Raw genomic sequence first — 12,955 nt, forward strand, 5'->3', positions numbered from 1 at the left:
ACACTATCATGATGAACCGCACCGGCCTACTCCTTCGGGCCCGTGACCGTGGCCAAAACAGCGTTCATATTCAGCCTCACCAGGAAATAATGAGTGTTCCCGTCACGTCTCTCGCGAGGCAATGGCAGCCTGGAGGGCCGTCTTCGCGGCTGAATTCGACGGCATTCTCTACGTACGGGTATGGCGAGTTGACCACCATCGCCACCCGTTCTTCCGTGCCGGTCTCGGGATAGAAGCGGACGGTTGCGTTCTGGAGGTTCTGGATTTGGATGCGGCGCCGAACACCGTAGTGCCCGGACAGCATCTCGCGGCAGGCCAGTTTGCTGTCGTCGGCCTGCTCGACGAATACCCGGCACTCGCGGTGCCATGCGCGGGGCATGGTGTAGGTGGAGCACCCGCCGTCGAGAATGGTCTCGAACCCCACCAGCAACGGCGCCCCCTGGGGAAACCGCAGCCGCAACGTCACCGTTGTATCGGCGTGGTATCCCGAGAAGAAAAAGCCGTTCCGGCAACGCGCGACACATACCATCGGGGCGCGGTCCCCGGGCTCGCGGCGGTCCACGGCGAAAGTATAGCCGAAGGCGGTGAGCATATGGCGCATGAGCTGTTCGCCCGCGAACCATTCGTTGGGGTTGTCCGTGGCCAGAAGCCGTGCTCCCGGCCGGTAATGGTTCGAGTTGGTGCCGCGCACCCAGGCCAGCACGCCTCCGTTCCATTCGGGCAGGGCGCGCGACAGAGCAATCACCCGTGTGCCGGCATCGTTCGCGACGGCGGCCCGGACCTCGGTGTGCGCGTCTGCGGCGTCCGCCAGCACCGCCTCGACTCCGCCGGCGCAGGTCAGCGGACGGTGGTGCAGCCGGGTCGGGGCCGATATTCGATGCGCGATATCGGGGTCGGCGGTCAGGGCAAGTTGGAGTTCGCCGTCGAGCGGCTGTTCGCGGCGAAGGTTCAGAGCCGAAAGCATCGTGTCGCTCGCATGGCCTGTCGGGCCGTAGAGAAGCACCTTGCCGCCGCCCTTGACCATATCGAGAAGCGTGCGTTCAAACGCAGACCCGGTATCCGGAACAATCGATACCAGGACCGACTCGCGAAACACCTCCGGCCTCGCCGCGAGGGCTTTCGGAAGGTTCGCCGCAGTGATGACGGTGTTGAGCGGAAACCCCGTGTTGACCGCCTGCCGCATGAACCAGTCGCCGAAAAGAACTTCGTCGACCCGCGCGGGCTGGCCGAAGGTCATGTCATGGTATTCATCAAAGGGATAGACCCACACGACGGGGCCCGGCTGGTCAGGCGAATCGGCGCGTCCCCGCAGAATGTGCGGGATCACCTCGTTAGGCACCTCGACCGGCATCTCGCCGTAGGAATTGTCGATGGTCAGGAACAGGATGTCCGTGGGAGGCATGGTTTCCCCGCGCTCGGTCACGCGCGCCACGGCCATGGGAAGGTAGATGTCATGGGGTTCACGGCCATACCGGTCAAGCCAGGGACTATTCAGCCACCAGGGGTCGTGCGTGTAGTATCGGAATGGGTACCGATCGCCCGGAATCTCCGCAATCCTCGACATGTGACCCACCAGTTCCAGGCCGAAATCGCCGTCGAGGGCAGCCCAGGGCGAGTTGGGCGGCGGCGCCATGTTGAATCCGCCGCGGTAGATGTCGCGCAGGGGCACGCCGTCCGACGCGAGGTCCATGCCCGCGGCAAGATTGGTGCCGCGCGTTTCGATGGGAAATTGAGGGCATTCCTGGCGAAACCGTTGCCAGAAATCGAGGATTTTGTCGCGGACGCCGGCGATTTCGCTGGTGGTGAACGTCTCGCCGTCAAACACCGCTCCGGTAACGCCCCAGGCTTCCAGGCCGAATCCGAACCCGTTCGAGAACCAGATATAGTCGAAACCCAGGTCAGCCAGAAAATGCTGGCACTGACGGCCAAAGAACGTGCCGAACGGCGTCCCCTCGGGGATACCTTCCGGGAAACCCGCGTAGGATACGGTGTCCCCGCGCAACACCGAGTAACAGCACACAAACGTGCCCTTGCCTGCTGTATCGCCCAGGCACACCTCGGGATGCCGCTCAAATTTGAAGCTCGATTTGGCGAACTCGGGGCCCGGGTCGAACGTCGCGCCGACACGCACCGGTTTCCCCGTCTGTTCGCCGCCGACCCTCTTGATGATTGCCGTGATCCGTTTAAGCCATTCATAGGTGACGACGGGCGGATTCTCGGTGTAGAAATACGGGCGCTCGTGCAGCGAAAGTTCGGGAGGCCCGCTCCCCGGCGCGATCTTCCAGTTGCCAATGCCGATGTAGCGCGCCCATTCGATGGGCGCCTCGAGCTCGCCCCGGTAATCGAGGATCTCAGAGCCGTCGGCGGTCCACAACAGCACGGATACCTGTTCCGCGTGGCGGGTCAACGGCCACCATTGCCGGAACATTTCTTCGCAGACCGCGGAGATATAGGCCTCATCCATGACATTGAACGGTTTGAGGCTCATTTCGAGGGTAACATTCCGAATAGCCGGATACGGCACGAGCGTCTGCGGCGCATCAGGCCTTTCCGTGTTGGCCTCCAACACGATCGCCGACAGCGTGCACACGGCAATACTTGTGGCAATGTTCATGAGGCTTGATCCCCCTTTGCTTCGTTTGCGCCGGTCCTCGTTTTCCGTGACGGGCCTCAGCCAATAATAGTAAAAAGCCAGGAACTCGCGCACGACCGAATACACGCCGCGCGGAGACTCGAGAAATCGCACGGGACGCATCGCCCCAATGAGACCGGTGTGCCTCACAGGTTCCATTTGTCCCGTTGGTCCTGATTCAGGAAGTGAGCCCCCCGCCGGGGGTTGCCGAACCAAACACAGCCCTTCAGCGGGGCGGCTTCATACCTCCCTTGTAAGGGAGGCCGCCCCGTGCGGCTGGGCGAGTGAGGCCCGTTTGGAAATTGACGCGCGTTGGCGGTTGGCCTAGAATGCGATTCATTCCGTCCGGTCCGGTTGTGAACCGGGCGCGGTGGCCGTAAACTCAGCACCCGAGGACTTTCACGCGTCTGCCGTCTGCACGAAAGCCCGTTCAGGTGAAACCGGAGGGGGATATACGTCCATGAAGAAGCAAGATTCGACCCGCAACAGCATGGCAGCCGCCCATGCCACACCGAGACGCACGTTTCTGAAAACCGCCGCGGCGGCCGGCGCCGGGCTCCTCATTCTGCCCAGCGGAACGCGCGTAGGCGCTGCCGCGCCCAGCAACAAGCTCAACGTCGCCCTTATCGGGGCTGACGGCCGGGCGCGCGCCCACTACGATGCCATTTCGGAAGAGAATGTCGTGGCCCTGTGCGATGTCGATGAAGAACATATCGCATTCGCGGCCGAAAGATTCCCCAATGCCAAGCAGTACACCGATTGGCGGAAGTGCCTCGAGCAAAAAGATCTCGATGCGATCATCTGCTGCACCGCCGACCACACCCATGCTTTCGTCGCCACATGGGCCATGAATCGCGGCATGCACGTCTATTGCGAGAAGCCCCTGGCCAACAGCGTCGCGGAAGCCCGCCTGGTCCGCGAAACATACCTCAAGAACAAGGACAAAATCGCCACCCAGTGCGGCATGCAGCGCCACGCTCACGAAAACTTCAACCGCGTGAAGGAGTTGATTCGCGACGGCGTCATCGGCGACCTCGAAGAAGTCCACGCATGGGGCAACCGTCAGATTCCCAAGCCGGGTTACCTGCCCGCGCAAGGCGAACCGCCCAAGAACCTGCACTACGACCTGTGGATAGGGCCCTCCCCGTTCCACCCCTACAATCCGGGCTACTTTGAAGGGGCCCCCGGCGCGAACTGCCTTTCCTGGAACATGTACTGGGATTTCGGCAGCGGCCAGGTCGGCGACATGGGCAGCCACACCATGGACATCGTCTGGTGCGCGATTGACGCGGGCCTCCCAACGTCGGCCGAAGCCGCTGGCGACCCGTTCAATCCCGAGGTCACGCCGGTAAAGCTCGCGGCGGCCTTCGAGCATCCCGCCAACGACTGGCGGCCCGCGATCCGCGTCACATGGCACCAGGGCGGCGACATGCCGGATAACCCGGGCGGATTCGAATGCATCGACCTGAACAAGATTGGCCACGGCGCCATGTTCAAAGGCTCCAAGGGCATACTCGTATCGGACTTCGAGCGCCGCATCCTGCTGCCCGGAAGCGACGAGGCCGACATGACCTACTACACCCCGCGGCCCAAGGATAAGCTCTTCCCGCCCCTGGGCCATTTCCAGCACGAATGGACCAACGCCTGCAAGGGCGACCTCAAGACAACCTGCAACTTCGATTACAGCGGCACCATGATCGAACAGTTGCTCCTGGGGCTCGTTGCCTATCGCGTGGGCGGCAAGATCGAGTACGACGGCGCCAACGGACGCGTCACCAACAACGCCGAAGCCGACGCACTCCTCAGCCGCAAATACCGCAAAGGGTGGACACTCAACGGCTGACGGCCAAACCCGCACAGATTCAAAGACCACAACACGGGGCCTGTAACGAATAGCACTGGCTTAAGTCGGCAACGGAGGGCCGGTTTTCGAACCGGCCCGCGGCGGACATGCCTACGCACTATCGTTGTGCCGTGGTCCTGGAGACCTTCGGTCGCACGAGTGGCGCGGTCAGGAGACCACGCCACAGCAGCGAGAGACCACGCCACAGCAGCGTGAAACCGCGCCACGGCCGCGGACCCTTGGCCGCGCGAGTGTGATAAACTTTGTTTCGTGCGAGGATGAGCACATACGGTCTTGGTGGAGTTGGAATTGATGGGCATGCGAATCAACAGCCGCCGGGCGGCGTTGGATGCTCAGCGGCAGCTGTCGGGCGCCTCGCGCGGCAAGGTTGGGAACCTCGAACGCACGGCAAGCGGGTTGGGCATCAGCCGGGCGAAGGACGATGCGGCCGGGCTGGCAATCGCGGAGCATCTCCGCAGCGAGGTGCGCCGGTCTGAGCAAGAGGCGCGCAATCTCCAGTACGGATTCAACGCGTCGCGCGCGGCCGGGGATGGTCTTCGGGCGCAGCAGGAAGGCCTTGTGCGGCTGCGCGAACTGGCCCTTCAGGCGTCGAACGGGGCCCTGACCGGCGAGCAGCGAGCCGCCATCGACGAGGAAGCCAGACGGCTGGTCGGCGAGCTCGACGCTACGGCCCGGCAAACCGGGTTTGGCGGACGAAGTCTTCTCAATGGCGACGCGCGGAGTATGTCACTCGGGATCGAAGGCAGCCTGGAACTGAACATCAACGAATCCACTGCCGCAGCGCTCGGCATCGGGGCCGTTGACCTGACAACCCCGGCAGGGGCATCGAACGCAATCGAGGCGCTTGATGCGGCCGTAGCGCGTCTCAACGAGAACCTGGCCGCCGCAGGCGCTCAGGAACGCCAATTCGCGCGCGCCATCGAACAACGGCAGACAGGGACACAGACTGGCGCCGGTGCGGAATCCCACATTCGCGGCATCGACGCCGCTCGGCAGGCAATCGGCCGGGCGCGTAACAACATCCTTCAGAAGACGGAACTCGCGGCCTTGACGCAGTCCAATCTCCAGGCAGAAGCCGCCGCGCTTCTCCTCGGAACGTAGCGTAAACCGGACCCCTCTGCGCGCACGAAGACAGTCCATTCCACCGCTGTATTTGGGATCGCCCGTTCCGGGCAGGTGATCATTGGAACGCTTGTTCGGAGTATGCGCTCAGAATGTCGAGGATTTCGCGGACTGCGTCTTCGAGCCCGATGAATACGGCGCGTGAGATGATCGAGTGCCCGATATTGACCTCGTTGATGTCCGGGATCGCGGCGATAGCGGGCAGGTTTCGGATGGTCAGGCCGTGTCCGGCGTTCACGATAAGGTTGCTGTCAAGCGCGCGCGCTGTGGCGTCGGCGATGCGGTCCAACTCGGTCAGGATGTTATCCCCTCGGGCACTCGCATAGGCGCCCGTATGCAGTTCGACGTAGTCCGCCCCGGCCTCGGCGCTGGCGTCGACCTGCTCGGGCTCGGGGTCGATGAACATGCTCACCTTGATGCCGGCGTCTTGGAAGCCGGCGGTCACTTCGGTCAGGCGGCGCACCTGGCCGGCGACGTCGAGTCCGCCTTCGGTGGTGATTTCCTGCCGGTTTTCCGGTACCAGGCATACGCTGGTGGGCTGGATACGATGGGCGATGCCAATAATCTCGTCGACCGCGGCCATTTCGAGGTTCAACCGCACCTGCAGAACTTGTTTGAGGAGTTCGACGTCGCGGTCCTGAATGTGGCGCCGGTCCTGGCGGAGATGCACGGTGATCTGGTGGGCGCCAGCGAGTTCGCAGAGTTTTGCGGCGGTAATAACGTCGGGTTCAACGCCTTTTCGCGCTTCCCGCAGGGTGGCCACGTGGTCGATGTTTACGCCTAACTCTATCATGGCAGTTTCCCTTTCCGCTGTACCGCGTTATAACGCCGCCACCCGCTTCGCCAACGCTTCGACGAGCGCTTCCGCTTCCCGGCGGACCTCGTGTTGCACCATCACGCGGATAATGGGCTCGGTGCCCGACGGGCGAATCACAACGCGGCCGCGGCCCTTCAACCCAGCTTCGGCCTCCCGCACCAGCCCGGCCAGTTCTTCTTCGGAGGGCACCGCGCCATCGTCGTGCGGAACGTTGGCATGCGCCTCCGGCATATGGTGGTAAACACTCGCCAGCACGGACAGCGGCGTATCGTGCCGGACCATCGTTGCGAGCACCTGGAGCGCGGCAATCAAAGCGTCTCCGGTGGTGTTGTACTCGAGCAGGACCATGTGACCCGACGCCTCCCCGCCCAACGCCAGGTCGTGCTCGCGCATGGCTTCGACGACGTACCGGTCGCCAACTTTCGTCCAGATGATCTTCCCGCCCAACGGCTCGATGGCCTTCAGCAGGCCTCCATTGGCCATGATGGTTGTGGCCAGACAGTTCTGGGGGAGGCGGCCGCTTTTCAGCATGTCGCACGCGAGGATCGCGAGCAGGCCGTTCCCGTCGATGAGCCGGCCTTCCTCGTCCGCCATGACGATGCGGTCGGCGTCCCCGTCGAACGCGATGCCGACGTCGGCCCGTTCGCGTATCACGGTGGCGCGCATGTCCTCGGGGCGGGTGGAGCCACATCCGTCGTTGATGTTGGTTCCGTTTGGGCGTTCGCCGATGGCGATGACCTCGGCGCCCAATTCGGAGAAGGTCGACGGGCCGACCTTGTACGCCGCGCCATGGGCGCAATCGCACACGATCTTGAGGCCGTCCAGGCGCATTCCCTTCGGGAAAGACGCTTTGGCGTACTCGATGTAGCGGCCGACGGCGTCGTCGATGCGGCGCGCCGTGCCGATGCGCTCCGCCGTGGGACGAATGTCCTCGACTTCGCCATTCTGAATGAGCCGGGTGATCTCGTCTTCCATGGAATCGGGGATCTTGTACCCATCCGGGCCGAAAAGCTTGATGCCGTTGTATTGGAAGGCATTGTGTGAGGCAGAGATCATGATGCCGCCGTCGCACCGCAGGCTTCGAAGAATGTAGGACACGCCGGGCGTAGGGAGCGGCCCCACGAGCAACACGTGTACGCCCATGGAACACAAGCCCGCCGTGAGCGCGTTCTCGAGCATGTATCCCGAGCGCCGGGTATCCTTGCCGATGAGGATCGTGTGGGGGCGCTCTTCCCGCTGTGCGAGATGTCCCACTGCCCGCCCCACCTTCAGGGCCAGCTCAGCAGACATGGGATACCGGTTGGCGATGCCGCGAATACCGTCCGTTCCAAACAGTCGCTCGCTCATGGATGATACTTTCCGTAAATGGCGTCGGTCATACGCGCAACGCGGGCCATCATCCGCACGTTGTGCACCCGCACCGCGTCGGCCCCATTCGCAATAGCGACCGCCACCGTGGCGGCAGTGCCTTCATCCCGCTCACCCAGCGCGGCGTCCAGCACGGCTCCGATGGTCGATTTATTCGAGGTGCCAACCAACACGGGGCGTCCCAAACGCTTGAATTCTCCAAGACGTCTCAGCAGTTCCAGATTATGCGCCACCGTTTTCCCGAATCCAAATCCGGGGTCTACCCAGATGCGCCGTTCGGAGATGCCCTGGGCCACAGCGTATGACATGCGTTGTTCCAGGAACGCGCGGATATCGTCGACCACATTCTTGTAGAAAGGGTCTCTCTGCATGGTCTTGGGCGCGCCCTGCATGTGCATGAGTATGCAGTCCACGCCGCTGGAAGCGATTACCCCGGCCATTTCGGGGTCGCCCCGCAGAGCGGTGATATCGTTGACCATGACGGCGCCCGCCGCAATGCAGGCGGCGGCCGTTGACGCGTGGTAGGTGTCGATCGAGAGCGGTTTCCCGAGCCCTGCGCAAGCGCGCACGACGGGAAGCACGCGCTCGAGTTCCACGGCCGGATCGAGCGTTTCGGCACCAGGCCGCGAGGATTCTCCGCCGATGTCGAGGAGATCCGCACCCGATTCGGCCAGTTGCCGGGCATAGGCTGTTGCGAGGTCAAACTTGGCGTATCTTCCCCCGTCAAAGAAGGAATCGGGCGTCACATTGATGATGCCCATGATAGCCGTACCCGGCCCGAGCTGCTCCGCCAACGGCATGCGTGTCGCCGCTTCCCTCATACGTAACCACCTCGCCACCCCGCGGACTGCCCGGCGGCTGGGCGTTCAATAGTGTTTATGCAGGATCCGGCACGGGGGCATCGGGGCCCGCATGCAATCCGTCACTCGCCGGCTCTTCGTTCCGCGGCTCGTCCTGTGCGACGATGCGAGCGGGTCGGATTCCCGTCAGTTCACGCTCTTTCTTCGGCAACAGGTCTTGGCCGCCCTGTTTGCGGATGATCTCGTCGAGTTCGTCGCCCTCGAGCGTCTCGCGCTCGACCAGCGCCTCCGAAATGGCCAGAAGGATGTCTTTGTGCTTGTTCATCAATTCCTTGGCGTCGGCGTAGGCTTCGTCCAGAATCGAGTGAATGGCCTTGTCAACCGCCGAGGCGGTTTCCTCGCTGAAATCGCGCTCGCGCACCAAGTCGCGGCCCAGGAATATCTCGGAATTGGACCCGAATGAAATGGGGCCCAACTCGCTCATGCCCCACTGGCAAACCATGGCGTGAGCCAGCTCCGTGGCGCGTTTGAGGTCGTTCGAAACGCCGCTGCTCATCTCGCTCAGCGCAACGTCCTCAGCGGCGCGCCCGCCCATCATGTACCGAATCTGTGCCAGGCAGTACGATCTGGACAGGGAATGGCGGTCCTCTTCGGGGAGCATGCTGGTAACGCCAAGAGCTTGTCCGCGGGGAATAATGGTCACTTTGTGAATGGGGTCGCCATGCGGCATGAGCCGGCCCACCAGGGCATGGCCCGCTTCATGGATCGCCGTGCTCCACTTTTCTTTCGGACTGATGACAAGGCTTCGCCGCTCCGGGCCCATCAATACGCGGTCTTTGGCGTCTTCGAAATCGGTAATCTGCACCCTTTCATGGTCGCGGCGCGCGGCGAGCAACGCTGCCTCGTTGACCAGATTGGCCAGGTCGGCCCCCGAGAACCCCGGAGTCCCGCGCGCGAACGTGCGGATGTCAACTTCGTCGTCCAGTGGCACGCCGTTGTTGCGCAGATGAATGCGAAGGATGGCTTCGCGGCCGGTGATGTCCGGATTGCTCACCACGACCTGGCGGTCAAACCGGCCGGGACGCAGCAGTGCGCGGTCCAACACATCGGGCCGGTTGGTCGCCGCCATCAGGATCACGCCTTCGCTGGTGTTGAACCCGTCCATTTCGACGAGCAGTTGGTTAAGGGTCTGTTCACGCTCGTCGTGTCCGCCGCCGAGCCCGGCGCCTCGCTGGCGGCCGACCGCGTCGATCTCGTCGATGAAAATGATGCATGGGGCATGCTTTTGTCCCTGCTGGAACAAATCGCGTACGCGGCTGGCGCCTACGCCGACGAACATCTCGACGAAATCCGACCCGCTGATGCTGAAGAACGGCACATGAGCCTCGCCGGCCACGGCGCGGGCGAGCAAGGTCTTGCCCGAACCCGGGGGACCTACCAGCAACACGCCTTTGGGGATACGGCCGCCCAAACGCGAGAACTTCTTGGGATCCTTCAGGAATGCGATGATCTCCTGAAGTTCCTCTTTGGCCTCGTCTACCCCCGCGACATCATCAAAGGTGACCACTTTGTCGCTGTGGTTCATGAGACGGGCGCGGCTCTTGCCAAACGAGAGAGCCTTGTTGCTGCCCCCCTGCATCTGGCGAAACATGAAAAACCAGAACAGGCCAACAATCAGGATGAACGGCACGATGTTGACCAGCATGCCCAGCCACAGGTTGTTGTCGCGCTCCATCTGTGGAACAATGCCCTGTTCCGTGAGCTTCTGGTCCCAATCATCCAGAAAGTCCTTCCACTGAAACGTGATCGTATCCGAGTTCTTATAGGGCTCCTTGAGCTTGGCCTGAACTTCGTAAAGGCTGTCGCCGAGATCTTTCACCACGACCGCCTTCACATTGCTCTTTTCGATTTGATCCACGAAATCGAGCCGCCCCAGCTTTTCACCGGCCTTCTGCGTCTTGGAGAGCTGGGTCAGGGCAAGCACCACAATGATGATCAACACGATCCAAAGAGAGGCCTGTTTGAGAAAACCATTCATAAAAGGTTGGCTATCCTTACGTTACATCGGGCGCGAAAAAGACCTCGCGCTCATACTCTATAATGATAACATACGATTCGGACTCTTACAATCCCGCGGCTATGCAACGTTTTCCCGCGCAAAACGTTGCGGGATTTGACGTCCGGCTACTCCGCAATAAGATAACGCCCGAACTACGGTTTTATTCACCCCGTCAGGCGGAAGGGGGCCTGGCATCCCGGGGTTGCGCGGCCTTCCGGCGGAGCAGGGGTCTTCGGAACGTGCGATTGCCGGTCGTTGTGGTGCGGGCATGTTGCCGTGCGCGTTGTGTTTGCGTTAGATTGTCATGGCGAGGAGAACGCAATGACCACACCCCAGACGATCCGCGTAGGCGTTATTATGGCCGGCGGCTCCGGCGAGCGGTTCTGGCCCTTGTCTCGCAGACTGCGGCCAAAACAGCTGCTCTGCCTGACGTCTCCAGACCGGACGTTGCTTGCGGAAGCGGTTTCCCGGGTCGCTCCCGTCGTTCCGCCCAAGGACATCTACATCGTGACGGGAAGGCATCTGGTTGACCCCATCCGCGAAGCCGGCACGGGCGTGCCTCCCGAGAATGTAATCGCTGAACCGTGCAAACGCAACACTTCGGGGGCCCTTGCTTACGCGGCCGCGTGTATGATGGCGCGATACGATGCCGCCCCCCAGAACATCACCATGGCCATCACCACGGCCGATCACGAGATCGGCGATGCGGAACGGTTTCAGCAGACCGTCGCGGCGGCCCTGGACGTTGTGGAGCGCGGCGGTGTTCTGGCCACACTCGGCGTGGCGCCCACGAGGGCTGAAACCGGCTACGGGTACATTCAAATCGCCGAGGATGCCCGTTCCGTATCGGAGGGGGATGTCGCCATCTATCCGGTAACGGCGTTTCATGAGAAACCCAACCGTGAGGTGGCCGAGGGTTTCGTGTCGTCCGGCCGCTACTTCTGGAACAGCGGCATGTTTTTCTGGCGCATATCCGATTTTCTCGACGAGCTGGACAGGGTCAGGCCCGCGCTCGCAATGGCAGTCCGTGATATGGCCGAGGCAGCGAAAGAGGGTGACGAACTGGGCGTACACAAGATTTTCGAGAAACTCGAAGACATTTCGATAGACTATGCGCTCATGGAACATGCCCGCCGCGTGGTAATGGCCCGAGCCGAGTTTCCATGGGACGACATTGGCGCCTGGCCGGCCCTGAACCGTACCATGGCGCGCGACAGCCGAGGCAATGCCGGTCGTGGCGAACCGGTCCTCATCGATTGCGACAACTGCATTGTGTACAACGAACCGGGCAGCGGCAAGGTTGCGGTGGGCGTTGTCGGGTGTGAGGATTTGATTGTGGTGGTGACCTCCGACGGCGTCCTGGTTGCGCCAAAAGACCGGGCGCAGGACGTCCGCTTGGTCGTGGCCGAACTGAAGGCGCGCGGGACTGGCCAGGTCTAGTACCCACCCGGGACCGCTAAAACGGCAGCGAGGGCATGAATGCAGACCCAGGAGAAACGGCAGACGTTGTCCGTGGTCTGTCCAGTTCGTAACGAATGCGGGAATCTGCCCGCACTGTACGACCAGCTTCGCGCCGCACTGCAAGAAACCGCTCTCGCATGGGAGATCATCCTGGTTGACGACGGCAGCACGGACGGGTCGGCAAATGCCATACGGGCGCTTCACCAGGAGGATTCCCGCGTGCAGGGCATTTTCCTGTCACGAAACTTCGGGCACGAAGCGGCGGCAACAGCCGGCATCGACCACGCCCGCGGGGATGCCGTTGTTCTGATGGACGCCGACCTGCAAGATCCCCCTTCTCTGATCCCCGCTCTGGTCGAGAAATGGCGCGAAGGGTACGACATCGTATGTGCGCAGCGTACCGCCCGCCACAGGGAATCCGCCTTCAAACGCGCCTCGGCGTACCTCTTCTACCGCATCATGACCTTCTTGGTAGGATGGAATTTGCCAGCCGACACCGGAAACTTCCGCCTCATGAACCGAGCCGCGGTTGAGGCATTCAAGAACTGCCCCGAGCGAAACCGTTTTGTGCGCGCCCTCGTGGCTTGGACAGGTTTTCGACAGACCACCGTGCCTTTCGAGCGGCCCCCGCGGCGGGCGGGAATAAGCAATTACCGGACCTGGCAGATGGTCGCACTGGCACTCACCAGCGTGACGAGTTTTTCGGTCGCCCCGCTGCGCATCGCCACGGCGATCGGGCTGCTTGTGGTGCCCTTGGCAACGCTGACCGTGCTGGGAATCCTCATCGGGAGGCTCCTGGGCGCACCGGTGCCGGTGAACGTGGTTGTAGTAG

9 protein-coding genes are annotated in these 12,955 nt (G+C 62.4%); 4 read left to right on the forward strand and 5 right to left on the reverse strand.

The genetic code is table 11. The annotated features are described in order from the left end of the window. Positions 1–76 precede the first annotated feature (76 nt). A complete protein-coding gene (locus PLJ71_11910) occupies positions 77–2,791 on the reverse strand; it encodes a hypothetical protein (GenBank protein ID HQM49382.1) in 2,715 nt (904 codons plus the stop codon). A gap of 301 nt (positions 2,792–3,092) precedes the next feature. Here PLJ71_11910 and PLJ71_11915 point away from each other — a divergent pair, with 301 nt between their 5' ends. After that, positions 3,093–4,475 carry a Gfo/Idh/MocA family oxidoreductase gene (locus tag PLJ71_11915; protein HQM49383.1) on the forward strand — a complete coding sequence of 461 codons (1,383 nt, stop codon included), beginning with the start codon at positions 3,093–3,095 and terminating at the stop codon, positions 4,473–4,475. A 312-nt stretch (positions 4,476–4,787) separates the two neighbouring features. Then, a complete protein-coding gene (locus PLJ71_11920; protein ID HQM49384.1) occupies positions 4,788–5,597 on the forward strand; it encodes a hypothetical protein in 810 nt (269 codons plus the stop codon). A 79-nt stretch (positions 5,598–5,676) separates the two neighbouring features. On the opposite strand, the gene PLJ71_11925 is transcribed toward PLJ71_11920, so the two are convergent. Genes PLJ71_11925 through ftsH form a run of 4 tightly spaced genes read right to left on the reverse strand, consistent with a single transcriptional unit; the run spans position 5,677 to position 10,641 of the window. Beyond that, positions 5,677–6,411, reverse strand: coding sequence for a pyridoxine 5'-phosphate synthase (locus PLJ71_11925; protein HQM49385.1), 735 nt, complete (start codon positions 6,409–6,411; stop codon positions 5,677–5,679). Positions 6,412–6,438: 27 nt separating this feature from the next. Next, positions 6,439–7,782, reverse strand: coding sequence for a phosphoglucosamine mutase (gene glmM / locus PLJ71_11930; protein ID HQM49386.1), 1,344 nt, complete (start codon positions 7,780–7,782; stop codon positions 6,439–6,441). Further along, complete coding sequence (folP, locus tag PLJ71_11935; protein HQM49387.1) at positions 7,779–8,624, reverse strand: dihydropteroate synthase; 846 nt, start codon at positions 8,622–8,624, stop codon at positions 7,779–7,781. The genes glmM and folP overlap by 4 nt, the downstream gene beginning before the upstream one ends. A 55-nt stretch (positions 8,625–8,679) precedes the next feature. Then, a complete protein-coding gene (gene ftsH, locus PLJ71_11940) occupies positions 8,680–10,641 on the reverse strand; it encodes an ATP-dependent zinc metalloprotease FtsH (protein ID HQM49388.1) in 1,962 nt (653 codons plus the stop codon). Positions 10,642–10,983: 342 nt separating this feature from the next. Here ftsH and PLJ71_11945 point away from each other — a divergent pair, with 342 nt between their 5' ends. Together PLJ71_11945 and PLJ71_11950 are read left to right on the forward strand one after the other, a co-directional pair. After that, complete coding sequence (locus PLJ71_11945) at positions 10,984–12,102, forward strand: sugar phosphate nucleotidyltransferase (protein HQM49389.1); 1,119 nt, start codon at positions 10,984–10,986, stop codon at positions 12,100–12,102. Between the two features lie 39 nt (positions 12,103–12,141). Then, positions 12,142–12,955: glycosyltransferase family 2 protein (locus PLJ71_11950; GenBank protein ID HQM49390.1), on the forward strand; the 814-nt coding region annotated here is incomplete at its 3' end.

This window comes from Candidatus Hydrogenedentota bacterium (assembly GCA_035416745.1).
GTDB lineage: Bacteria > Hydrogenedentota > Hydrogenedentia > Hydrogenedentales > SLHB01 > UBA2224.

Coding starts and splice junctions, on each gene's coding strand:
- PLJ71_11915 (HQM49383.1), top strand. CDS start 3,093: ATGAAGAAGCAAGATTCGACCCGCAACAGCATGGCAGCCGCCCATGCC.
- PLJ71_11945 (HQM49389.1), top strand. CDS start 10,984: ATGACCACACCCCAGACGATCCGCGTAGGCGTTATTATGGCCGGCGGC.
- ftsH (HQM49388.1), bottom strand. CDS start 10,641: ATGAATGGTTTTCTCAAACAGGCCTCTCTTTGGATCGTGTTGATCATC.
- PLJ71_11920 (HQM49384.1), top strand. CDS start 4,788: ATGGGCATGCGAATCAACAGCCGCCGGGCGGCGTTGGATGCTCAGCGG.
- PLJ71_11925 (HQM49385.1), bottom strand. CDS start 6,411: ATGATAGAGTTAGGCGTAAACATCGACCACGTGGCCACCCTGCGGGAA.
- glmM (HQM49386.1), bottom strand. CDS start 7,782: ATGAGCGAGCGACTGTTTGGAACGGACGGTATTCGCGGCATCGCCAAC.
- folP (HQM49387.1), bottom strand. CDS start 8,624: ATGAGGGAAGCGGCGACACGCATGCCGTTGGCGGAGCAGCTCGGGCCG.
- PLJ71_11910 (HQM49382.1), bottom strand. CDS start 2,791: ATGGAACCTGTGAGGCACACCGGTCTCATTGGGGCGATGCGTCCCGTG.